This is a genomic window from Rhizobium giardinii bv. giardinii H152 (assembly GCF_000379605.1).
Classification (GTDB): Bacteria; Pseudomonadota; Alphaproteobacteria; order Rhizobiales; family Rhizobiaceae; genus Pararhizobium; species Pararhizobium giardinii.
The window spans coordinates 127,793-150,299 of the sequence record NZ_KB902591.1 but is presented as its reverse complement, the minus strand read 5'-3'; the positions used below and the strand labels follow the sequence as shown (position 1 = coordinate 150,299).

General features: G+C 60.2%; 17 protein-coding genes. 2 read left to right on the top strand and 15 right to left on the bottom strand.

What is annotated here, in order from left to right; genetic code table 11:
* Positions 1-4 precede the first annotated feature (4 nt).
* The gene (locus A3AY_RS0108340; protein ID WP_018325227.1) at positions 5-1,468 is read right to left on the bottom strand and encodes a phospholipase D-like domain-containing protein; all 1,464 of its coding nucleotides are present in this window, start codon (positions 1,466-1,468) and stop codon (positions 5-7) included.
* A 124-nt stretch (positions 1,469-1,592) separates the two neighbouring features.
* Between A3AY_RS0108340 and xth the strand changes: the two genes are divergently transcribed.
* On the top strand, positions 1,593-2,387 hold the full coding sequence (gene xth, locus A3AY_RS0108335) for an exodeoxyribonuclease III (protein WP_026203236.1): 795 nt from the start codon (positions 1,593-1,595) through the stop codon (positions 2,385-2,387).
* A 7-nt stretch (positions 2,388-2,394) separates the two neighbouring features.
* Here xth and exoR read toward each other — a convergent pair whose 3' ends face one another.
* The 9 genes from exoR to A3AY_RS34750 all read right to left on the bottom strand — a co-directional run bounded on the left by exoR (position 2,395) and on the right by A3AY_RS34750 (position 16,458).
* Positions 2,395-3,192 carry an exopolysaccharide production regulator ExoR gene (gene exoR, locus A3AY_RS0108330; RefSeq protein ID WP_018325225.1) on the bottom strand — a complete coding sequence of 266 codons (798 nt, stop codon included), beginning with the start codon at positions 3,190-3,192 and terminating at the stop codon, positions 2,395-2,397.
* Positions 3,193-3,925: 733 nt separating this feature from the next.
* Positions 3,926-5,185: an OmpP1/FadL family transporter gene (locus tag A3AY_RS0108325; RefSeq protein ID WP_018325224.1), complete on the bottom strand. Its 1,260-nt coding sequence runs from the start codon at positions 5,183-5,185 to the stop codon at positions 3,926-3,928.
* A 435-nt stretch (positions 5,186-5,620) separates the two neighbouring features.
* The gene (locus A3AY_RS0108320) at positions 5,621-8,461 is read right to left on the bottom strand and encodes a valine--tRNA ligase (protein WP_018325223.1); all 2,841 of its coding nucleotides are present in this window, start codon (positions 8,459-8,461) and stop codon (positions 5,621-5,623) included.
* 128 nt (positions 8,462-8,589) lie between these two features.
* The gene (locus A3AY_RS0108315; RefSeq protein ID WP_026203235.1) at positions 8,590-9,444 is read right to left on the bottom strand and encodes a PopZ family protein; all 855 of its coding nucleotides are present in this window, start codon (positions 9,442-9,444) and stop codon (positions 8,590-8,592) included.
* Between the two features lie 228 nt (positions 9,445-9,672).
* Positions 9,673-11,046, bottom strand: a complete 1,374-nt coding sequence (locus A3AY_RS0108310) for a TolC family outer membrane protein (RefSeq protein ID WP_018325221.1) — start codon at positions 11,044-11,046, stop codon at positions 9,673-9,675.
* 303 nt (positions 11,047-11,349) lie between these two features.
* The gene (locus A3AY_RS0108305; RefSeq protein ID WP_018325220.1) at positions 11,350-12,015 is read right to left on the bottom strand and encodes a protein-L-isoaspartate O-methyltransferase family protein; all 666 of its coding nucleotides are present in this window, start codon (positions 12,013-12,015) and stop codon (positions 11,350-11,352) included.
* Between the two features lie 319 nt (positions 12,016-12,334).
* Positions 12,335-12,760, bottom strand: coding sequence for a TonB system transport protein ExbD (gene exbD, locus A3AY_RS0108295; protein ID WP_018325219.1), 426 nt, complete (start codon positions 12,758-12,760; stop codon positions 12,335-12,337).
* Positions 12,761-12,764: 4 nt separating this feature from the next.
* Positions 12,765-13,742, bottom strand: a complete 978-nt coding sequence (exbB, locus tag A3AY_RS0108290) for a tonB-system energizer ExbB (RefSeq protein WP_018325218.1) — start codon at positions 13,740-13,742, stop codon at positions 12,765-12,767.
* Between the two features lie 232 nt (positions 13,743-13,974).
* Positions 13,975-16,458 (bottom strand): ComEC/Rec2 family competence protein, encoded by a 2,484-nt coding sequence (locus A3AY_RS34750; RefSeq protein WP_083925918.1) that lies wholly within the window; start codon positions 16,456-16,458, stop codon positions 13,975-13,977.
* Between the two features lie 312 nt (positions 16,459-16,770).
* Here A3AY_RS34750 and gltA point away from each other — a divergent pair, with 312 nt between their 5' ends.
* Positions 16,771-18,060: a citrate synthase gene (gltA, locus tag A3AY_RS0108280; protein ID WP_018325216.1), complete on the top strand. Its 1,290-nt coding sequence runs from the start codon at positions 16,771-16,773 to the stop codon at positions 18,058-18,060.
* A 31-nt stretch (positions 18,061-18,091) separates the two neighbouring features.
* Here gltA and lpxB read toward each other — a convergent pair whose 3' ends face one another.
* From lpxB to lpxD, 5 genes are read right to left on the bottom strand one after another with little or no spacing between them, the layout of a single operon-like run.
* A complete protein-coding gene (gene lpxB / locus A3AY_RS0108275) occupies positions 18,092-19,276 on the bottom strand; it encodes a lipid-A-disaccharide synthase (RefSeq protein ID WP_018325215.1) in 1,185 nt (394 codons plus the stop codon).
* Positions 19,273-20,154 carry an LpxI family protein gene (locus A3AY_RS0108270; RefSeq protein ID WP_018325214.1) on the bottom strand — a complete coding sequence of 294 codons (882 nt, stop codon included), beginning with the start codon at positions 20,152-20,154 and terminating at the stop codon, positions 19,273-19,275. The genes lpxB and A3AY_RS0108270 overlap by 4 nt, the downstream gene beginning before the upstream one ends.
* Before the next feature lie 5 nt (positions 20,155-20,159).
* Positions 20,160-20,972 carry an acyl-ACP--UDP-N-acetylglucosamine O-acyltransferase gene (gene lpxA / locus A3AY_RS0108265; RefSeq protein WP_018325213.1) on the bottom strand — a complete coding sequence of 271 codons (813 nt, stop codon included), beginning with the start codon at positions 20,970-20,972 and terminating at the stop codon, positions 20,160-20,162.
* 2 nt (positions 20,973-20,974) lie between these two features.
* The gene (gene fabZ / locus A3AY_RS0108260) at positions 20,975-21,442 is read right to left on the bottom strand and encodes a 3-hydroxyacyl-ACP dehydratase FabZ (RefSeq protein ID WP_018325212.1); all 468 of its coding nucleotides are present in this window, start codon (positions 21,440-21,442) and stop codon (positions 20,975-20,977) included.
* Positions 21,435-22,499 (bottom strand): UDP-3-O-(3-hydroxymyristoyl)glucosamine N-acyltransferase, encoded by a 1,065-nt coding sequence (gene lpxD, locus A3AY_RS0108255; protein ID WP_018325211.1) that lies wholly within the window; start codon positions 22,497-22,499, stop codon positions 21,435-21,437. Before lpxD ends, fabZ begins: the two co-directional genes overlap by 8 nt.
* Positions 22,500-22,507: the final 8 nt, after the last annotated feature.

Here is a 22,507-nt window from a genome sequence, read left to right as displayed (position 1 = left end):
AGCTTCACAGATAGGGTGAGCCCAGCCAGAATATCTTGTTGATAAGACGGGTCAAAAACGGCTTTGCGCTCAGGTCGTCCAGCGTCACCGACTGAGCCTCCCTCAGCGCCGTCTGTATGCGCTGCCCGACCGCGCCGGCAAAACCCGCATCGAGTACCTCCAGGTCGATCTCGAAATTCAACCGCAGCGAACGCGGATCGAGATTGGACGAGCCGACATAGGCCCAGCGGTCATCGACCGTCATCAGCTTGGAATGGTTGAAGACGCCCCTGGACCGCCAGACGCGGCATCCGCCCTTCAGCGCCTGGTCGAATTGCGCCGTCATCGCCCGGTCGACGAGCACCAGATTATTGACCGCAGGCACGATGACATCCACCTCGACGCCGCGCATCGCCGCCGTGACAAGGGCGCTGATCAATTCCCTGTCCGGCAGGAAATAGGGTGACATGATGCGGATATTGCGCCTGGCAACGGAAAACGCACCCATCATCATCTTGTGGTTGGATTCATTGGCCCTGTCCGGTCCGGAGGGCACGGCGCGCATCAGTACCGAAGGCTTGCCCTGATTCTGCGCCGGCAGCTCGATGCGCCATTTCTCGCCCTGTAGCGATTCTTTGCTGGCAAAGTACCAGTCCTCCGCGGCCACCTGAAAGAGATCGGCAACGACTGGACCTGCAACACGGAAATGCGTGTCGCGCGCCTGAGCGTCGCCAGCGAACTCCGACGTGAACCCGGCCCTGATGTTCATGCCGCCGGTAAACGCAGCCTCACCGTCCACGATCAGGATTTTCCGGTGGGTGCGCAGGTTGGCGTAGGGCAACCGCAGCCCCATGATAATGTTCCCGTTGAAGACCCTGACCGTCACACCACCGGCCTCAAGATGCCCGACGACGCTCGGTACCGAGTACCGCGCTCCGACTGCATCAATCAGAACCCTGACCTCGACGCCGCGCTGGGCGGCGGCGATCAACGCATCGGCAAAACGCAGACCGATGTCGTCACGATCGAAAATATAGGTTTCGAGCAGAATGGACCGGCTGGCTTTTTCGATCTGCTCCAGCATTGCCGCATAGGCGGCATCCCCGCCTTCAAGGATCGTGATGCTGTTTCCGCTGCAGAGGCGATGACGGCTGACTCGGTCGCCTAGCATCTTCATCGCAGCGAATCGCTGACCGAACCGGTCGGAGACTGCCGCGCTGGAGACGTCGAATTCACCCATCACGTCCGGCCCGCGCTCGCGGAACTGCGACCTCTGCTGCTCGATCGACGAGCGGCGAATCCGGTTAATGCCGGCGATCGCATAGACCAGGGCGCCGAGTATCGGAGACAAAAGGATTATGCCGACCCAGCCGAGCGCGGAACGTACCTCCTCCTTGGTCATCGTTGCATGAATGGCCGCCGGTACGCCAAGAATGACGGACAGCACCGCCAGGACATGCGGCCAATAGGTGATGAGCATATCGATCATGCGCCGGACTATAGCGGGCCAAAGCCAGGAAGCAATTCATGCTCCACGCCGGATTTGTCAAAAAAACCCAGCGCGGCTAAAAGGATGGCGGGCCATGCACAAGTCAAAAAAGGATGCCGACCATATGAAAATCGTGACCTGGAACATCAACGGCGTCAGGGCCCGCATCGACGTCCTTGTAGCATGGCTGAAGGAATCACAGCCCGATATCGTCTGCCTCCAGGAGATCAAGACAGTGGATGAGGGATTTCCACGCCTGGAGATCGAAGCGCTTGGCTATCATGTCGAGACGCATGGCCAGAAGGGCTTCAACGGCGTCGCCATCCTGTCGAAAATACGGCCGGATGAAATCAACCGCGGGCTGCCCGGCGGCGATGCAGATGAGCAGTCGCGCTTCTTAGAGGGGGTGTTTTCCGTCAACGGCGGCGCGATCCGTGTCTGCTCGCTTTATCTGCCGAACGGCAATCCGATCGGAACCGAAAAATTTCTCTATAAATTGTCCTGGATGGATCGCCTCAGCGCCTTTGCCGAAAGTCGCCTTGCGCTGGAAGAGCCGCTCATTCTCGCAGGCGATTACAATGTCATTGCCGAGCCGCACGACTGCTGGGACGTCAAGGTCTGGCAGAACGACGCACTGTTTCAGCCGCAGACCCGGCAGGCGTTTCGCCGCCTGGAAAATCTCGGTTTTACTGACGCTGTCCGGGCGACCACGGACGCAGCGCCGCTCTATACGTTCTGGGATTATCAGGCCGGATGCTGGCAGAAGAATTTCGGCATCCGCATCGATCACCTGATGCTATCGCCGGAGGCTGCTGACAGGCTGGTTTCGACGGACATCGAAAAGCACGTGCGCGCCTGGGAAAAGCCGTCGGACCATGTGCCGGTTGCGGCGTCGTTCAACTTCACGGCGTGTACTTAGTGACTGCTCAATCGCTGTCGACATGAATGCTGTGAGACATGGCGATCGCGGTGCGGCGATCGTCTTCACTGGCGAGTGAAAAGGCCTGCTCCTGAAGGGTTTGCAGCCAGGGCCGATCCTTCGGCGAACACTGGTCGAGCGCGGCGGTCATATAAGCCAGTCCGCGTGCCGTCTGGCCTTCCTGGAAAATCACATTGCCGAAAACGCCCATGGCGCCGGCATGGCCGTTCTTGCGGGCGCGATTCAGCCATTTCTTGGCCTGCTGGACATTAACGCTGCCGCCATCGCCGGCAAGGAGCATCTTTGCCAGCTGGAACTGCGCCTCGGCGACACCGAAGGTCGAGGCAGCCTGGAAATAAAGCTGGCGGGCCTGACCGAGATCGCTCTTGATCGGGCTGTCCGGTATGCCACGACGATAGTAACCGGCAAGCGAAATCAGCGCGTTGACGAAGTAGCCCGTATCTTCGGACCCTGGTTCGACACCCTTTTCGGCAATTTCGCTGTAGATCTTGAACGCTTCGAGGTCATTCTCCGCCACGCCGTCGCCATAGGCATACATGTTGGCCAAGGCCCACCGGGAGCCGGTATGACCTTTTTCGGCGGCATAACGATAGGCCTCGACTGCCTCGTCCTTGCGGCCGTTCTTGTAAGCGGAGAAACCGAATTTGAAGAGTGCGAACGGACCGGATTCCTTGGTGACACCGGCATTGGGATCAAAGGCGCAGGCCGCGCGGCCTTGTGCGGTCAGCGCGAGCGCAACACTCAAAACAAGAAACGTCAACGACCGGTAACCGCGTATCAGCATGATAGTCTATATCTTCCGTTCAATCCCAAGAGCTGGCCAAAGCCAGTCCGAACGAGATCCCTGTCGCCAACGCTGCGACAGACGGCAGCATTTCGCCCATTGCCAATCTGTCGATTCATTCCGGCAGTTTCCCAACTGTAGTCAGCGTTTCCGGCAAGAGTACGGCTTGCCCTCGCAACCTTGAGGCGCTCGCACCGACCCGCCCCTCGAACGGCCTGAGAGCCGTGTCGAAGCCATGTAACGTCGCGGGAAGCCTGGAATTTTTCGAAAACGCGATGACTCATCTTACCTCAAACGCCGCATGCTCAAAACTTCTTTGCAGGTTTGTCAAGATCATCGGTGCTCCCAGTTTGTGGCGGGAAATAGACGCAATCCCCCCTCTCCAGACCGCCACAGACTATAGAAAGAATGTGTTGCTGAATCGTCACAATTCGTCACGCGGGAAACGGGATAAATCCAACGCGTTGACGCTGAAATTCTTGGAAACGGAGCGACCGAGGACAGTACGACAATCGGCGGAGCGTTGCGCGACAATGCTTGGAGCAGAGCAAAGGCCGGCAGCGGTGACTGCAAAATTCCTTAAATCAATGAGAATAAATATGCAGCGATTTCAACGTGCTACAGCGTCTTCTGCGCGTCATGTTTGACGCGCGGCGCTGTAACGGTAGCTGGAAATTGAAAAGGCCCGATGCGAACACCGGGCCTGTCAGTTGCTGGCGTGTCTGTTTGTTGATCAGAATTTGATCTTGAGCGATGTGGAGACGGCACTGACGATATCTGTGCCGAAATCGTAGGTTACGTCGTCGCCGACAACGTCGCCCTGGTATGTTTGCGGACTGGAGCTGCCGCTCGTCAGGATGCCGATGGCACCGGCCAGTCGAAGCTCGACATTATCGGTCGGCATGTAGGAAACGCCCGTGCCGACCGTCCAGGTGTCCGTCTGGGTTCCGTAGCCATGGCTGGTGCCGCGGTCCCACGTCAGGCTGACAGCCCCGCTCCACTGGTCGTTGAACTTGTGGCCGATACCGCCGCTAACCGTCCAGCCATCGCGATAAAGAAGGTCGAGGCTGGTCGGAAGATTACGCGGATCGGAAGTGTCGTTCGCAGTAACCTGAATGACCTGCAACTGGCTCCAGTCGGTCCACTTAACCGAGCCGAACGCGAGCCAGCCGGGCGCGATGCCTGTCTGAAGTTTAAGCTCCAGAGAGTCCGGCATGGACGCAAAACTGCTCACATCGTATTTCGTTCCGGGAACGGTGGTTATGAGAACGCCGCCGGGGCCAAAAACCGGCAGTCTGACTTGGGTGAGGTCGATCGTTCCTTCCAGATTGTCGAGATCGACTGCACTGTTGTAAACGAGGCTTGCGCGTAACGCATATTCTGGAATTTCATACGCCACGCCGGTGCGCCAACCCCAACCGCTGCCTTCCAGATCAAGCCGCCCGATACCGTCAAATCCCGGGACAATGATTGGGCTCACGAGGCGTTCCTTGAAACCGCCCACCTCTTGGTAAAAGCCACCGCCGATAACACGGAACTGTCCCTGCCCCACATCCCACTTGTAGGAGCAAGTCGCAGCGTAGTTGTCGCTTTCGATCTTGGTTTCGATGTTATCGTTGACACCCGCCCAGTTGGTACCGGGATTGGTATGCGCTCCCCACGGCTGCGAATAATCGGCCATGCAGTCGACACTGTCGCCGAAGCCAGCCTTCACACCGATACGCGGCACCCAATAGCCTTCGGTATCCTCGACGCCGCTCGTCGGGCGCGTCAGGTCAAACGCGCCGTTTGCCGGATCGATATCGTCAACGTTATCCAGTTCGCGCTGCGGGTTGACGTAGGTTGCTGCAGCCTCAGCGGCGTAGGTCGACGGATCGAACAACAGATCGATATTGTAGCCGCCACGCTCGAGACCACCGGCGCTCGCCGCCGTTGTGCTGAGCAAGACGACCACCGCCGCCGTCATAGCCGCGTTGATTTTGTTGTGAGCCATCCGTTCCTCCCCTGAACACAAATCAGTGGCCGGCGCGCACGCCAACCGCTCGAAAACGAGTATCGGCTGCGGACCGTTAATGGCAAATACCCATATTTCGCGGGCAGAGGGCTGGAAATCACAAAAAATTTACGTAAGAAAATCTGAAACGCGGAAAAACTCGCAGAAATCAGGATAGAATTTCTCCGTATGTCCAGTTCCGGATGTTTATTGGAATAATTTTTCATAAATGTAACCAAGTGTCACATCGACACAACAATGTCGCTTTTTGACTCCCTGGCGCCTTGATTACGAAATATGTGACATGAAAGGCCGTTTGCCGCACCGACAAGGGCATCATCGCGCATTTTGCCTTGCGTGAAGAGAATCAGACGGTCGTGAAAAAGGCGGCAAAAGCCGCCTTTTTCAATCCAATCAAGTCTGTTGCCTCGACCGTCAGCTGGCGTCCGATACCCGTGTCAGCGCCACACCAAGCGACGCCTTCTGCCCATCAAGTTCAGCCAGGCGCTCTCGCTCCGCCTCAACGACATCGGGTCGAGCATTGGCGACGAACTTTTCGTTCGACAGCTTCCCAAGGATGCGTTCGCGTTCCTGATCGACTTTGCCGATCGCCTTTTCAAGCCGGGACTTCTCGGCACCAAGGTCGATGAGGCTGCCGAGCGGCAGGCAGACCGTCGCCTCGCCGACAACGATCTGGGCGCTGCCCTTCGGCGCCGTTGCCCCAAGGTCGATTGCGTCGACCCGCGCAAGCCGGCGGATCGCAGCCGCATGGCTCTGCAGGCGCTCCCTGGTCAAAAAGCTGGCTCCGACGACAACGAGGGGTGCGATCGCGGCCGGCGGGACGTTCATCTCCGAGCGCACCGAACGGATGCCCGATACCAGGTCGATCAGCCAGTTGATTTCGCCTGCCGCGGCATCATCCGCGTAGGAGGCGGCCGGCCATTCGGCATGGCAAAGAAGTCCCTCGCGCGTCTTGCCCTCACCTGCGGTCTGTGCCCAAAGCTCCTCGGTCATGAACGGCATGAATGGATGCAGGAGCTTGTACGTCTCGTCGAGGACATAGGCGACGCAGGCCTGCGATTCCGCCTTTGCCGCCTCGTCCTCCCCGCCAAAGACGGGTTTCAGCAGCTCGAGATACCAGTCGCAGAACTGGTTCCAGACGAAGCGGTAGAGGCTGCCCGCCGCCTCGTTGAAACGGTAGCTTTCGATCGCCTCGGTGACATCGCGAATGGTGCGTGACAGTTCGGTCAGGATCCAGCGGTTGATCGTCAGGGAGCAGGTTTCCGGAACGAACTTCGGATCGTTGGCAACGCCGTTCATGCCGGCAAAGCGCGTCGCGTTCCAGAGCTTGGTGCCGAAATTGCGATAGCCTGCGATGCGGGCCGGATCGAGCTTCACGTCGCGTCCCTGCGCCGCCATGATCGCCAGCGTGAAGCGCAGCGAGTCGGCGCCGTACTCGTCGATGAGTTCCAACGGATCGATGACGTTGCCCTTGGACTTCGACATCTTCTGGCCGTTCTTGTCTCGGACCAGCGCATGCACATAGACGGTGTGGAAAGGCTCGACCGGGGTACCGTCCTTATCCTTCATGAAATGCAGACCCATCATCATCATCCGGGCGACCCAGAAGAAGATGATGTCAAAACCCGTCACCAGGACGTCGGTCTGATAGTATTTGTCGAGTTCCGGGGTCTTATCGGGCCAGCCGAGCGTCGAGAAAGGCCAGAGCGCCGACGAGAACCATGTGTCGAGAACATCCTCATCCCGGGTAAGAATTTCGCCCGGGCGGAAGTTCTCGAGCAGATCCTCGACATAGGCTTTCATCGGGCCTTCATGCGAGAGATAATGTTGGATCGCGGCATGCAGCGCTTCTTCCTCGGTCTTTTCGACGAAGACCTGTCCGTCCGGACCGTACCAGGCGGGAATCTGGTGACCCCACCAGAGCTGACGGGAAACGCACCAGGGCTGGATGTTTTCCATCCATTCGAAATAGGTCTTTTCCCAGTTCTTCGGGACGAAGTTCGTACGGCCTTCGCGTACCGACGCGATCGCGGGCTTGGCGAGCGTCTTGGCATCGACATACCATTGCTCCGTCAGTCGCGGCTCGATCGGAACGCCGCCGCGGTCGCCATGCGGGATCGTATGCTTGTGCGGCTCGATCTTGTCGAGCAGGCCGCGCTCTTCGAACATCGCAACGATCATCTTGCGCGCAGCAAAACGCTCGACGCCGTCAAGCTTGGATATCAGGGCTTCGAGATCATGGCCCGACGGCAATTCGTGGAGGAAATCCTCATTGCCAGCCAGCGTCAGGTGACCATCAATGGTCAGGATGTTGACCTGCCGGAGGTGGTGGCGCCTGCCGACATCGAAGTCGTTGAAGTCATGCGCCGGCGTCATCTTGACCGCACCGGTGCCCGCCGTCGGATCCGGATATTCGTCGGCAACGATCGGAATTCGCCGTCCGATGAGAGGCAGAACGACATGCTTGCCGATAATGGACTTGTAGCGCTCGTCGCTCGGATGGACCGCAACGCCGGTATCGCCGAGCATGGTTTCCGGCCGTGTCGTTGCGACGACCAGATAGTTGCGCGCTTCCCAATCGGTCGGCTTGCCATCCTCGTCAAAGGCAATGGGATGCTGGTAAGTGACGCCGTCTTCGAGCGGATACCGCAAATGCCAGAGGCTGCCAGTCACTTCGACCTGCTCGACCTCGAGGTCGGAAATCGCCGTCAGAAGCTTCGGATCCCAATTGACCAGCCGCTTGTCCTTGTAGATCAGGCCGTCCTTGTAGAGAGAAACGAAGACTTCGAGAACAGCCTTCGACAGGCCCTCGTCCATCGTGAAGCGTTCGCGAGACCAGTCGCAAGAGGCGCCGAGCCGCTTCAGCTGGTTGAAGATCAGACCGCCGGATTCGGCCTTCCATTCCCAAACCTTGTCGATGAAGGCGTCACGGCCCATTTCGCGGCGGTGCTGTTGCCGTTCCATCAGCTGCCGCTCGACGACCATCTGGGTGGCGATGCCGGCATGATCCATGCCCGGCTGCCAAAGCACATCCTTGCCGCGCATGCGCTCGAAGCGCACCATGATGTCCTGCAGCGTATTGTTCAGCGCGTGGCCCATGTGCAGCGAGCCGGTAACGTTCGGCGGCGGAATGACGATGCAGAAAGTCTCGGCACCCGGTTTTGCACCCGCGCCGGCGCGGAAGGCGTCCTCGTCATCCCAGATCTTGGCGATGCGGGGTTCGACAGCGGCGGAATCATAGGTTTTTTCAAGCATTTTGAAGCCAAACTTGCTGATTGATATGGGTGGTTTGTAAATCCGAACGAGGCATTGGTGTCAACAATAACAGCAAAAAAGCCGCCAGCGCGATTGCTGGCGGCTTGGCGTCGGAAACTTTCTGCGTTTTAGCGCCGCGGACCGCGCGCGACGCGCTCGATTTCTTCACGCACGAGACGCTCCACGAGCGTCGGCAAGTTGTCGTCCAGCCATTCCTGCAGCATTGGCCGCAGCATATCCTCGGCGATTTCGTCAAAGGAACGCCGGGCAATGCTATCGATGGCGAGGGCCAAATCCCCAAAGGACCGCGCGACCTGTTCGCCGACGGCCGGTGAAACAAGGGCGGCAACCTCCCTTTCAGCGATAACGGCAGGCGGATGGCTTTGCGCGGTCGGCTCCACAACGCTTGGCGATTGCGCTTCATCCCGCTTTTCTTCGGCGGCTGCCGCGGGCTGCTGGGAAACCACGGCAGGCGTCACCTCGGCAGTTTCCACCTGCGACGCGCCGTTTGCCGGTTGGGATGCAACAACCGGCGCCATGCGTGACGTCACGAGCGGGCTGTCCGACTTTACCGCTGCACTGCCTGCAGCCTCCGGCGCCCGAAGCGGAGCGGCATGTCGCTCGGATGCCGCTCGCACGCGCGCTGCGACATCGGCGAGAGATTGCGGTGGCGTCGCGACGGAAACACCAGGCATTGCACTGCCCCGCTGTGGCTCCTGCGGTGGATGCTCCGCGGGCGCAGAGGGCCGTTGCACCTCCGCCTCGAATTCCGCAACCAGCACTCCGTCGTCGATCGTCAGGTGCACGTCTTCGAAACTGTCGTCGTCATAGGTGACGTCGGAGCGATAGTCTTCGCCGGAGGCGGGACCGAGGTCATTGGCGGGAAACCCGGGTATGCCGGGTTCATTGCTTTCGATGATCTTTCGAATGGAGGCGAGAATCTCGTCCATCGAAGGTTCACGCGCTACATTGGGTTGTGCCATAATCTTCCCCGTTTTCTGCGGTCGCGTTTGATCGAAACATTGCCGCGCAGTCGTTGACGCGGACTGTATGCGAGTCCGGCGCCGAAAAAAACGACGCGAATCATCAAGTTGGATTCTTGCACAGATTTGTTCGCAGCGGCACCCACTGCCATTGAACGGGAAAGCCGCGCGACCATTTCTGGCGCACGGCTTTCGAAAATCTCACAACGGCCGAGTCAGGCGCGCGGGTCAGCGACCATCGACGGTTCGCAATCCGAACCACTTGTCCTTGACGGCCTCGTAATGTTCCTCAGCGCGATATTCGGCAACCTGCAGGCCCTGGCTCTTGACGGTCAGCCGTCCCATTGCGGCCAGAAGGGAATAGCTGGCTACAACGGCATTGCGCTGCGACGATACCAGGCTCTCCTCTGCGGCAAGCACGGTCTGCTGGGCGTCGAGCACGTCGAGCGTCGTACGCTGGCCCACCTTGCGCTCTTCGATGACTCCGTCCAGGGCCATGTTTGCAGCACTCACCTCCGCGCGGTTGGCTGAAATGTTTGCCAGTGCGGCCTCCAGCTGTGCATGCGCGCTGACGATTGTCTGCTGAACGTCAGCACGGGCGGAATCGACGAGGATACGCTGTTGACCCAGTCGCTCCTTGGCCTGGCGAATCTGACCATATTCCGCCCCACCCTGGTAGAGCGGGATTTCGAGCCGGGCGGTGACGCTGGCTGTCGTGCCGTCGAGATTCGAGCCGGGCTCGTTGCCAGTGCTGCGCGTGAGAGCCCCTTGAACGACGACCCCCGGCAACATCGTGCCTTCGGCAGATTTCACCCTGTAACCCGCCGCATCGACGTCATACTGGGCAGCAGCGATGGACGGATTCTCGCGCAAACCGGTGGCAACCGCCTGGTCCAGGCTTTTCGGCAGGGCCTTCGAGGCGGGCGACGGCTGCTTGATTCCCTTCGGCGCATCGCCCACGATCTGTACATAAACCGCTTCGCTCTCTTTCAGCTGGGCCACCGCGTTGACGAGCAGCGCCTGCGCATTGGCCAGTTCGGCTTGCGCTTGGCTGACGTCCGTTCGCGTCCCCTCGCCGACACTCAGCCGCGCCTCGGCGGCATTCAACTGCTCCTTGAGGAAGGCCAGATTCTGCTTGCGGATGGACACGATCCGCTGGTCGCGCGCAATATTCGAGTAGGATTCCGCGGCCGCCAGCAGGATGGAAATCTCGTTGGCCTTGAGCGTTTCGCGGCTGGAGTAGACGGTCGCTTCGGCCGCCCTGACGTTGTTCAAGGTCTGAAAGCCATCGAAAACCTGTTGCGTAATGGTGATTCCCGCCGAGCCGTCATGATAGTCCAGAGGCCTTGGAAGGAATTCCTGATCAAGCCGCGTCAACGTTCCGGTGGCCGTTGCCGAGACTCGCGGCCGATAGCCGGACTTGGCGATCGGCACGCCTTCATCGGTGGCGCGAAGCCCGGCACGAACGGCATTGAGATCCGGGTTGTTCTGATAGGCCTTCGCCATCGCGCCATAGATGGTTTCGGCGGAAACGGCATACGGCAGGAGCGACAAGGCGGTGGACAGGGCTGCTGCCGCAGCTGTTCTAACGAAAATCGACACAATCTCTACTCCGGTAGGAAAGCCGGTGTTCCAGACCTTCCCAGTTTGGCAAAGCGACGGCAACCGGATTTCCCGGAAAGCCTAACGCCCTGCATTCGACCGACGGAGGCTTCCACAAGCGACCGATTACCCCCGCTCTTATCATCCCCGAGGAACTTTTAGAAACCCCTAATTTGACATCGACAACCACAGCCTCCCTCTCCAACGGTTCAGATTGAAGAGAAAACGGACATCACGCTGCCGAATAGCACGTGCAATTTGCGGACTCACAATCAGATGTTGAGGCCCCTCAGCAAGAGGTTATCAAAAGACGAATTCGCGGACAAGCCGGAAGCCCGGCAGTGGCTTCACCGCAGTATTGAAGGCCAGCCGTTCCGAGGTGATTCCATTTTCATGGAGGCAGACTTTGGCTCGAGAGGCGTTGCCGGACCCGACCACGGCGACAAGGCGGCCGCCGTCACTCAACTGCGCAAAGAGGGAATCAGGGACAGTCTCGACCGCGCCGTGGACGAAGATCACATCATAGGGCGCGGCTGCCGTATGGCCCTTTTCGAGATCACCCGTGACCACCGTGACGTTCGAGTAGCCGAGACGCGCAAGCGTTTCGGTCGCCTCGGAGGCAAGCGCGGCATCGCTTTCGAGCGCCACGACCGTCGCGGCGAGCGTCGAAAGGATCGCCGATGCGTAACCCGTGCCACAGCCGATTTCGAGAACCTTGTCGGTCTTGGTAACCGAAGCCAGTTGCAGGAGCTTTGCCAGCGGCGATGGTTCCATCAGGTAGCGCCGTTCGGACGCGCCGCTTGCCGTCAGCTCAATGTCTGTGTCGATATAGGCGAGCGGCTTCATCGCCGCAGGTACGAACTCTTCCCGCGGGACCGATAGAAATGCCGAGAGAACGGCATGCGACGTCACGTCCGTGGTGCGGATCTGGTTATCGACCATCTTGATGCGTGCTGCTTCGAAATTCATCCTGCCTGCCCTCATGATCCGGATCGTCTCCGGCGTTTGCGTGCTCTTTGCTCGCGCAGATAAAACAACCGGCAGCGCTCAGCCGACCGGGCTTGGTCACGCTCATAAATCCGCGCCCCCGCCGTTTCAAGCTATGGAACGCAGTTCTTGCAAAAAAGCAAGCTTGGCGAAAGCGGGCAGTCACAATCTGACTTGCCGGCAAAAGGGAAAATGTGGGGATACCCTATATGCACGCGAATCATGGGGATCTCTGCGAGGGGCCGAATGATGGCCTCAGCCATGCCGGCCTCGCCGTCGGCTACAAATTTTAAGCCGTGCCTCAACCGGCCGGCGCAGCTTCCAGGCCGACCAATCCGATTTTCGTATAGCCCGCCCGCTGAATGAGGTTCATCACCGCCATCAGTTCACCGTAGTCGACGGCCTTGTCGGCGCGCAGCAGGATGCGCGTCTGCGTGTTGCCGTCAGTGATCCGGTTAAGCTCTGCGACGAAGTTGTCGCGGCCCGTTTCCTCGTTGCCGAGCGCCAGAGACAGATCCGCCTTCAGCGTTACGAAAACGGGCTTGTCGTCACGCTTGGCCGGCTGTGCCGCCGATTGCGGCAGATCAACCTTCATGTCGACGGTGGCGAGCGGCGCCGCCACCATGAAAATGATCAGCAGCACGAGCATCACGTCGATAAAGGGGGTGACGTTGATCTCGCTGTTTTCTTCGAGGTCGCCGGCGCCTTCGCTGATTTTGCTGGCCATGATCTTATCCGATCCGTGCGATGCCGGCGTCCGAGTGCATATGGCTTTCGGCCTTGCGCGGCATGTGTCGGCGCGCCTGGCGGAAGTCGAGGTCGCGGCTGACGAGCCGCTCGACCGCGGCGGAGGCATCGGCAAGGATCAGGCGGTAGCCGCTGATCGAACGGGCGAAATAGTTGTAGACGACCACGGCCGGGATGGCGGCGACAAGGCCGACGGCCGTTGCCAGCAGCGCTTCGGCAATACCCGGCGCAACGATCGCCAGATTGGTCGTCTGCGCCTGGCTGATGCCGATGAACGAATTCATGATGCCCCAGACCGTGCCGAAAAGCCCGACGAATGGCGAGATCGAGCCGATCGTCGCAAGTATCCCGGTACCGCCGGCGAGGCGTTTTCCGGCGCCAGCCTCGATGCGGGAGAGCTGCGAGGCGACGCGCTCCTTGACGCCCTGTGCCGATACCAGATCGAGAACCGCTTCCGATTTCGCCAGTTCATCATTCGCAGCGGCAACCATACGGCCTGCCGGGCCGGAATTGCCTGACAGGCTTTCACCGACATCACGCAGCACGACCGCCTCCGTCAAGAAACGGACCGCCCGCTTGACGCCTCGCTTGGCGGCGGCCAGTTCGAACATCTTGACGAGCAGGATCGCCCATGTCGTAACCGATGCCAGCGCAAGCGCACCCATCACGCCTTTGACGACGATATCGGCAGCAAGGAACATGCCAAGCGGCGACAGGTCATGCGGCAGCACCGGATTGGCGGATGTTGCCTTGTGCTCCTGGCTCTGCGGCATCGCCTCTGCTTTGTCGGCTCGATCGACCGGCGCAACCTGGCTGACTTCGCCCGCAGGCGTTGCTTCAACTGGCTGCATCTCGGTCGCAACGGGAGCCGGGTTGTCCTGCGCGTGTATCGCTCCAGCATTCGAGAACGCCAGCAGCACGGCTGCCAGCATCATCCATTTTGGCATCGCCCGGTTCGGCATGACCTCTCCTTACCTTGTTCAATCGCCCTGCCACCCCACAGGAAAGACATGGGACCGCAAATCCTGACGAAGGCAGAACGCCAGCGTCGTTCGCGGCTTCATACGACAGACTATGGAGGAAACGCAAGAATTTGTGGAGTATTTTAATCAAGAATAAGCACTCCTTTATATATCGCGTATATCCCGTGCGCTCGAGGTTGCGCCGCTCGGGCAGGCGCGCGCTCCAACGCACTCAGGGAGCGTTGAACTCGCCGGTTCGCCAATCATAGGTCCTGTGGCGACCCCAGGGACGCTGGAGTTGGTCCAAGGCAGTCACAACGCGCATCCCGGCCTTGCCATTCTGCCGGCCGGCGTTGTCCGCGGAGACAGCGAAAATCTCGATGGCGCCCGTTCGCCTCAGGCTTTGACCGCTGAGCAACATGGCGCCGGACCGGCAGTCCTGAAACTGCAGCATGACCGGCGTCACGATGATGTCGGCCTCATCACAGGCGATGCCGACAAAGCGCGCATCTTCCACCGTGACGATACGCCATCCCGCGCGCGTGGTCGCCGCACACCACTGTTTCGGCACGCAGGCGAAACGCGCCGGTGCGGCTTCTGCCAACAGCCGGCGGACAGCCGATCGCGCAGCATCCTTGTCGATCGGTGTCTTGTTTTTCGGCCCCGAATCGCTCCCTGCCCTTTCGTGTAGCGGCGCATCGGCGTCCTTGAGCGCCAGGTCGGCGCGCTGCTGCGGCTTTTGATGCCCGTCCAGACGCAAGGCGCGCTGCCATTGCGAAAACACGAAGTCAGCCGGTTTGGTGCGGTTACTCGCCGCCTGGCCTTCTTCGATCATTGCGACCAGACGGCCATCTTCAGCAATTACGAGGTCCGGCCGCGGGCTCGTGCCACCCCATCCGGCCAGGAGCCCGGCGGCGATCACCACCATACCCGACAAAGCGAGCCATGTCCGCGACAGACAGGCGAGAATACCTCCGGTCGCAATCAGCATGAAGGCGCTGTCCGGCACCCGGCCGGTCGTCACTTCGCCGCCCCAGGACGATACCAAATTGGCGACGGAAATCACCCAGTCCAGCCCCTGCCCCATGACGAGCAGCGGATAGCGATCCAAACCGAAAGGCATCAGCAGCATCGCAAGCAGCCCGAACGGCATGACCAGAACGCTGATCACCGGCATGGCAAGGATGTTGCCGACAAGCCCATAGGCCGCAAGACGATGGAAGTGCCCCGCGGAATAGATCATTGTCGAGAGGCCGCCGATAAAGGAACTGAGCAGCAAGCCCGCGAAAAATCCGCTGACGGCCTTGACGGGTCCGGCCGTGCGCTTGCCGGACACCGGTTCGCGGCCTGGCCGTTCCCGCCAATGTCCATAGCCCGCCACCAGGGCCAATGTTGCGGCAAAGGACATCTGGAATCCTGGTCCCGTCACCGCCGACGGCGTGATCGCCAGAATGATCAGCGCCGATAGCGCCACGTTGCGCAGGCTGATCGACGGCCGGTCGAAGAATACGGCGATCAGCATGATCGAAATCATGATCCACGATCGCACGGCCGAAACGGCTCCCCCGGAGATAAGGATATAGACAAACACCATGATCAGGGCACCGGCAGCCGCCAGCTTCTTGATCGCAAACCGGTGTGCCAGCCCGGGGATGAGGCTGAGAAAGGTTCGCGCGCCGATCAGGAAAGTCCCTGCCGCCAGCACCATGTTCAGGCCGGAAATGGCGAGCACATGCGCCAGCCCCGCCTCCCGTAAAGCCTCGATCGTCGAACGACTGATCGCGCGCTCTTCTGCCGTCACCAAGGCCGCGGCGATCGCCCCCGCATCGCCCCCGATCGTGCTGCGGATGCGCGCGCCGACTGTCTCGCGCATTCGCGCGATCGTCTCCTGCGCGCGAACAGGCCAAGTCGCAATCCCGCCAGGGGGCGCGCTCTCCGGCACAGCCGCGACCGCTGCCGGTTTGCCGTAGAAATATCCAACCGCGCCAATGCCCTTGAAATAGCTGTCGAAGGCAAAATCGTTGAGACCGCGAAGAGCCGGACCGGATGGTGGAGAAAGCCGCGCCTTGCCCTCGATCCCGCCACCGATGTCGACCGGCTTTGCCCTGCTGCGGGAGAGGAGTGTCACCGTTGCAGGCACCCGCTTCAAAGCGGGATGCGAGGTTTGGGCGACATGGACGGTATAGCGCCAGTACCCCCGGTCGGTGCTCTCCCGGGCGACGACAGTGCCGCGCACGACGGTCGTAACCGGCGTGTCCAGCAACACCGTGTTCTTCCGGGCCGTCTCGCCCGCCGCCAGAACCATGCCGGCACAAAACAGGGTGGCGAAAAGGGCGACGATGCGCCAGACGCTCGGCCGAAGCAGGAGCGCTGCCATGCCAAAAATGCACATCAGCAGTGCAGTTTTGAGAAACCCAGGCGTTTGCGCGAAGGAAAACCAAGCCAGAGCGCCCAGGCCGAGAAACACCGGCGCAAACAGGAAGACGTGGCCAAAAGCCTGCTCTTCCTCCACCGCACGCCGAAACGCGGCACGCCATTTCTTTCGCCGGAACCGGCTGCCTACAGCCAAGGGAAAGGAGACATGGAGCCCGCGACCATCGGTTTTCGGCGGTTCGTGAATTATTTCAGGTAGTTGCGGGGTGGTGTCGAGCGCGCTGGGTTGAGCGCCGAAAAATCGCGTACGCGTTGCCACAATCGGCCCCTGTCCCTCACCCATGGACGCTATTCCATCCGCGCCAGCCCCTAGTTTCACTGTGCAACCGCGGATATCGAAATGCAACCTTTGAGATTTTCGCCCAAAAAACAGGCAGCGTCTCATTGACGTTTGAAAGGGCTATTTTTCAGGTCCATTATCCCATTGGACATATTGGCGGAACATGTAATTATTGCGTCGCCATATGCCTATTTTTGCATCGCACAATTTGCCTTTCGTTCAACTTGGCAGCCGTGTGTAAATCGGGTAGCACATGGTCGGCTTTAATATCTGCGGCATAATTGTGTGCCAATTTGCTGCAAACGGAGGATCCCCATGACAGGAAAAAGCGCAGTCGTCACCGTCGACAACAAAACGGTAGAGTTACCGGTGCGATCGGGGTCGATTGGTCCGGATGTGGTCGATATCGGCACGCTCTACAAGCAGACCGGCCAGTTCACCTACGATCCCGGCTTCACCTCGACAGCATCGTGTGAATCGAAGATCACCTATATCGATGGGGATCAGGGCGTCCTCCTGCATCGCGGCTATCCGATCGAACAGCTCGCCGAACACGGCGATTTCCTCGAAGTCTGCTACCTGCTGCTCTACGGTGAATTGCCGACGGCCGCTCAGAAGAAGGACTTCGACTACCGGGTCACGCACCACACGATGGTGCATGAGCAGATGTCCCGCTTCTTCACCGGCTTCCGCCGCGACGCCCACCCGATGGCCGTCATGTGCGGCTGTGTCGGCGCCCTGTCGGCGTTCTATCACGACTCCACCGACATTACCGATCCGCATCAGCGCATGGTCGCCAGCCTGCGCATGATCGCCAAGATGCCGACGCTTGCCGCGATGGCCTACAAGTACCATATCGGTCAGCCCTTCGTTTATCCGAAGAACGACCTCGATTATGCGTCGAACTTCCTGCGCATGTGCTTTGCCGTGCCGTGCGAAGACTATGTCGTCAATCCGGTGCTGTCGCGCGCCATGGACCGCATCTTCATCCTGCATGCCGACCACGAGCAGAACGCCTCGACCTCGACGGTTCGTCTCGCCGGCTCGTCGGGCGCCAATCCGTTCGCCTGCATTGCGGCCGGTATCGCCTGCCTCTGGGGTCCGGCCCACGGCGGCGCCAACGAAGCAGCGCTCAACATGCTTTCGGAAATCGGCACGGTCGACCGCATTCCGGAATTCGTCGCCCGCGCCAAGGACAAGAACGATCCGTTCCGCCTGATGGGCTTCGGCCACCGGGTCTACAAGAACTATGATCCGCGCGCCAAGATCATGCAGAAGACCACGCATGAGGTCCTGGCCGAGCTTGGTCACAAGGACGATCCGTTGCTCGAAGTGGCGATGGAACTCGAGCGTATCGCTCTGACCGACAGCTACTTCATCGAGAAGAAGCTCTATCCGAACATCGACTTCTACTCGGGGATCACGCTGAAGGCGCTGGGATTCCCCACGACCATGTTTACGGTGCTGTTCGCGCTTGCCCGCACGGTCGGCTGGATCGCCCAGTGGAACGAGATGATCGAGGACCCGGAACAGCGCATCGGCCGTCCGCGCCAGCTCTATATCGGCGCGCCGGAGCGCGACTACGTCCCGGTCTCCAAGCGCTGAGTTTGAGCCAACCGACTATGAAAATGCCCGGTCAGAAATGGCCGGGCTTTTTTGCGTTTAGAACTTCGAGAACGATCCGGGCGGCGGCCTCACCGGGCGGCTTTTGTGTCGCCATACGCTGCCAGACCGTTCGAAAGCCGGACAGCATGGCCTCGCGTTCCGGCGTGGCGGTGGTGAGGCGTTCCATCCAGCGCGCCAAGGCGCCAGGCCGGATGGCTTCGTTCAGATATTCGGGAACAACCGGATAATCTGCCACGAGATTGGGAATGGCGGCCGTCCATATCTTGATACGTTTGTGCATCAGCCGAATGATCCAGTCAGCCTTGTAGGCCGAAATCACCGGTATGCCGGCCAGCGCCAGTTCAAGAATGACGGTGCCGGACGCCGCGATTGCAGCGTCGGCCTGAGCGAAAGCCTGCCACTTGGCGGTAGGCCCGATGGTGATTTCCGGCTTGATGGCCCACGGCGCCGTGACCTGCCGCACCAAACCTTCCTGTCTCGGGACGGTCGGCAGCAAGAACCGCATGTCCGGATGTCGGCTGCGAAGCTCCTTGGCCGTCTCGCCGAAATCGGGCAGCAGACGGGTGATCTCACTGGCGCGGGATCCAGGCAGCAACAGGCAGGTGGCAGGCATCATGCCCGCTTTTGCCACATGTTTCTCCAGCTGTCGCGCTCGCACCTGCAGGACATTCGCGTCGCTTGCCAGCCGGTGACCGACATAGGTGGTCGGCGGACCTCCGAGGCTCCGCATCACCTCGGGCTCGAAGGGAAGCACGGCAAGCACGTGGTCGACATACGGCCGCATGTTGACGGCGCGCTCGGATTTCCACGCCCAGACACTTGGGCAGACATAGTTGACAATCGGCAGGTCCGGCAAAGATTTACGGACAATTCTTGCCACGCGGTGCGTGAAATCCGGACTGTCGATGATAACGAGGATATCGGGAGTTGAGGCGACGATCGCCTGTGCCGTCTGGCGAATGCGCAAAATGAGCTTCGGCAATTTCACGAGCACCTGCGAAATGCCCATGATGGAAAGCTCGGAATAGTCGAACAGCGATTTCAGGCCTTCCGCTTCCAACCCCTCGCCGCCGACACCGACAACGGACAGATCGCCGCCAATAAGGGGGCGCAACGCCTTGACCAGATCAGCCCCAAGCAGGTCGCCGGAAACCTCGCCGGCAATGACGGCAAGCTTGAGATTGCCTTTGCTCATCGCAAGTCTCGCAGAAAAGCGCGATCGATTCCGGTGACGAAGATGCCGGCTTCGGTCGCCTGTGAAATCGTCGCCGACCGCTCAAGCACCAGCGCACGCCCCGCCTCTATGGCAATGCCCGCAAGCCCGGCAGCCCGGGCCCCCTCGATCGTCGATGCGCCGATCGAAGGCAGATCGGCGCGCAGATCCTGCTGGGGCTTGCACAACTTGACCAGAACGCCGCGCCGGCGGGTCGAAATCCGTCCCTCGGTCCTCAGCGCCGCGACACGGGCAAGCATCGCATCCGTTCCCTCCGGCCCCTCGAGAGCGACCACGCGCCCGCCGACAGCGACTGCGCCCTGCCCGACATCAAGCCTACCGAGCGCGACCGCGGCGGCGGCAGCAACTTCGATATCCTTCCAGTCGTCCTTGTCCGGCTCGATTGCGCCGAGTGGCCCGGTTTGCGCCAGCAGTTCCGGAATGATGTCCTGCACGCCGATGACGCGGGCGCCGCTTGCCTCGATGAGTTCGATGGCCATTTTCAACACCGCATCATCGCCACCCGACAGCAATGTCTTCAGCACACCGGGCACCTTGGCGAGCGTCTTGAAGGTGGGCTTGATGTCACGCCATTCCGGGCGACGGCGAACGGCGCCGGACAGGACGACACGATCGATCCCTTCGGCGCGGAAGACCGCGCTGATCGACTTGAAATTGCCGATCCCCAGGAACTGGTGATCGAAATCAGACCAATCCAGTACTGTCTCGTTGCTGAGCGCGATGATGTACGGATTTTCGCCTCTCGCCTGCGCGGCTTCGGCCACGTGATGGGGCAGCATGCCGCCACCGGCGATGATGGCCAGCCTTCCGCGTGTTTCCGGCCGGCTGTCGATAGCCATCACGCTCAGCCTTTTTTACCTCGGCTTGGCGAAGACAAAGCGCGATCGCTCTCGGCGGCGATGAAATCGAAAATTTCCATGGCCGGCGCACAATCGGCGTAATTCGCACGGATGGCAGCAGCATTGGCACGAATGGACTCGGGTCCTTCAAATATCTGCTTATAGGCGCGGCGGACCTCGTGGATCTTCGCCTTTTCGATGCCCGCCCGCGCCATGCCGACGACATTGAGGCCGCTCAGGATACCCGGGTTCCCGTTCAGCATGCCGTAGGGGATGACATCGTAGCTGACAGCCGAGAGACCGCCGATAAAGGCTTGCCGGCCGATCCGGGTGAACTGGTGGACGGCCGAACCGCCGCCGAGAATGGCGCGGTCTTCGACCGTCACATGTCCCGCCAGCATGACGTTGTTGGACAGGATGATGTTGTTGCCCAGGCGGCAGTCATGCGCGACATGCGCATAGGCAAGGAACAGGTTGTTGTTACCGATGATCGTCGCACCACCATGCTCGACGGTGCCGGTATTCATCGTCACGCCTTCGCGGATCGTGCAGTTTTCACCGATCGTCAACGTCGTGTCGACGGCGCTGTGGTGCACGCTCTGCGAATCGCCGCCGATCACGGCGGACGGAAAGATCTTCGATCCCTTGCCGACCGTGGTGCGGCCAAGCACGACCACATGGCTGATCAGTTCGACGTTGTCGGCGAGCACGACCTTCGGGCCGATATGGCAGAATGGCCCGACAACGACGTTGTCGCCGATCACCGCTCCGTCTTCGATAAACGAGAGCGGATGGATCTTCGCAGTGGCTGCAATCATGGTCAGGCGTCTTCCTTGCTGATAATCATCGCGCCGATATCAGCTTCCGCGACAAGTTGCCCGTCAACTTTTGCATCACAATGAAATTTCCAGATATTACCGCGCTGCTTCTGCTTGACGACATGGAACTCGACGCGATCGCCGGGCACGACGGGCTTGCGGAAACGGGCATTGTCGATCGTCATGAAGTAAACCAGATTGCTGCCGTCGCCGGTCTTGCGGGCACAGATGGCGCCCGCCGTCTGTGCCATTCCTTCGATAAGCAGGACGCCCGGCATGATCGGTTGTTCAGGGAAATGGCCGGTAAAGTGAGGCTCATTGGCCGTCACGTTCTTGATACCGATCGCCGAATTGTCGCCGTCGATCTCGATGATGCGGTCAACCAGCAGGAACGGATAGCGATGAGGAAGCAGCTTCAAGATTTCCCGGATATCGGCGGTCCCGAGAACGGTAGTTCCTGCTTCACTCATTGTTGCCTCCCGACTTCTTTTGTCTGTTGTGCATCCGTGCCGTAATTTCAGCGACATCGCGCAGGAAATCACGCATGGGGCGCGCCGGTATCCCGCCGTAACGCTCGTTTGGGGGAACATCCGAGGCGACGCCGCTCATCGCGGCAATCTGGGCCCGGTCACCGATTTTGATATGGCCGTTCACTGCTGCTGCGCCGCCGATCATCACGCCATCGCCAACGATGGTACTGCCGGCGATGCCGACCTGGCTGACGATGCCGCAATGCCGGCCGATGCGGACATTGTGGCCGATCTGAACCTGATTATCGATCTTGGTGCCTTCGCCGATGACGGTGTCGTCCATCGTGCCACGATCGATCGTCGTGCCCGCGCCAATCTCGACATTGTCCTGGATGATGACCCGGCCGATCTGGACGATCTTGATCATTCCGCCCTTTGGGCCCGGCGCATAGCCGAAACCGTCCTGGCCGATGCGAGCGCCGGGATGGATAATGACGTTGTTTCCAACGAGCGCACACAGGATGCTCGCGCCGGCGGAAATCGTACAGTCCCGTCCGATTCGCACGCCAGGTCCGATCACCACCCCCGCGCCGATCCGCGTCCCCTCGCCGATTTCGGCGCCTGCACCGATCACGGCCATCGGCTCGACCTCGACATTCGGCTCCAGCCGCGCCTGCGGATCGATCACCGCCGCGGCGGAAATTCCGGCCTGCGAAAGGTTGCGCGACGGGCGCATGGCGGCTTCATGCAGATAGGTCCCCGCCAAAGCGAAAGCCGTGTGCGGATGCGCGGTCAGCAAGACAGGGATATGAGAGGGAACGAGTGGTGCAATGGTCTTGTCGCAGACGATTGCGGTCGCCTGGCAGGTTTCCAGTTCATCGCGGCTCTTGCGGGACAACATGTAGCAAATGTCGCCCTCCTTTGCCCGATAGACGGGAGCAACCGACCGGGCAAGCCGGTCGGCAGAACTCTTATCTTCAAGCGTCGCGCCGATTTGGTCCGCCAGATCGCTCAGGCGAACCCCCTCATGCGGTGGGAAGAACCAGTTATATTCCATGGCCAACA

What these genes read in the sequence shown, in the direction of transcription:
- A3AY_RS0108340 (WP_018325227.1), bottom strand. Translation starts at nt 1,468, where the DNA reads ATGATCGATATGCTCATCACCTATTGGCCGCATGTCCTGGCGGTGCTG.
- xth (WP_026203236.1), top strand. Translation starts at nt 1,593, where the DNA reads ATGAAAATCGTGACCTGGAACATCAACGGCGTCAGGGCCCGCATCGAC.
- exoR (WP_018325225.1), bottom strand. Translation starts at nt 3,192, where the DNA reads ATGCTGATACGCGGTTACCGGTCGTTGACGTTTCTTGTTTTGAGTGTT.
- A3AY_RS0108325 (WP_018325224.1), bottom strand. Translation starts at nt 5,185, where the DNA reads ATGGCTCACAACAAAATCAACGCGGCTATGACGGCGGCGGTGGTCGTC.
- A3AY_RS0108320 (WP_018325223.1), bottom strand. Translation starts at nt 8,461, where the DNA reads ATGCTTGAAAAAACCTATGATTCCGCCGCTGTCGAACCCCGCATCGCC.
- A3AY_RS0108315 (WP_026203235.1), bottom strand. Translation starts at nt 9,444, where the DNA reads ATGGCACAACCCAATGTAGCGCGTGAACCTTCGATGGACGAGATTCTC.
- A3AY_RS0108305 (WP_018325220.1), bottom strand. Translation starts at nt 12,015, where the DNA reads ATGAATTTCGAAGCAGCACGCATCAAGATGGTCGATAACCAGATCCGC.
- exbD (WP_018325219.1), bottom strand. Translation starts at nt 12,760, where the DNA reads ATGGCCAGCAAAATCAGCGAAGGCGCCGGCGACCTCGAAGAAAACAGC.
- exbB (WP_018325218.1), bottom strand. Translation starts at nt 13,742, where the DNA reads ATGCCGAACCGGGCGATGCCAAAATGGATGATGCTGGCAGCCGTGCTG.
- A3AY_RS34750 (WP_083925918.1), bottom strand. Translation starts at nt 16,458, where the DNA reads ATGGGTGAGGGACAGGGGCCGATTGTGGCAACGCGTACGCGATTTTTC.
- gltA (WP_018325216.1), top strand. Translation starts at nt 16,771, where the DNA reads ATGACAGGAAAAAGCGCAGTCGTCACCGTCGACAACAAAACGGTAGAG.
- lpxB (WP_018325215.1), bottom strand. Translation starts at nt 19,276, where the DNA reads ATGAGCAAAGGCAATCTCAAGCTTGCCGTCATTGCCGGCGAGGTTTCC.
- A3AY_RS0108270 (WP_018325214.1), bottom strand. Translation starts at nt 20,154, where the DNA reads ATGGCTATCGACAGCCGGCCGGAAACACGCGGAAGGCTGGCCATCATC.
- lpxA (WP_018325213.1), bottom strand. Translation starts at nt 20,972, where the DNA reads ATGATTGCAGCCACTGCGAAGATCCATCCGCTCTCGTTTATCGAAGAC.
- fabZ (WP_018325212.1), bottom strand. Translation starts at nt 21,442, where the DNA reads ATGAGTGAAGCAGGAACTACCGTTCTCGGGACCGCCGATATCCGGGAA.
- lpxD (WP_018325211.1), bottom strand. Translation starts at nt 22,499, where the DNA reads ATGGAATATAACTGGTTCTTCCCACCGCATGAGGGGGTTCGCCTGAGC.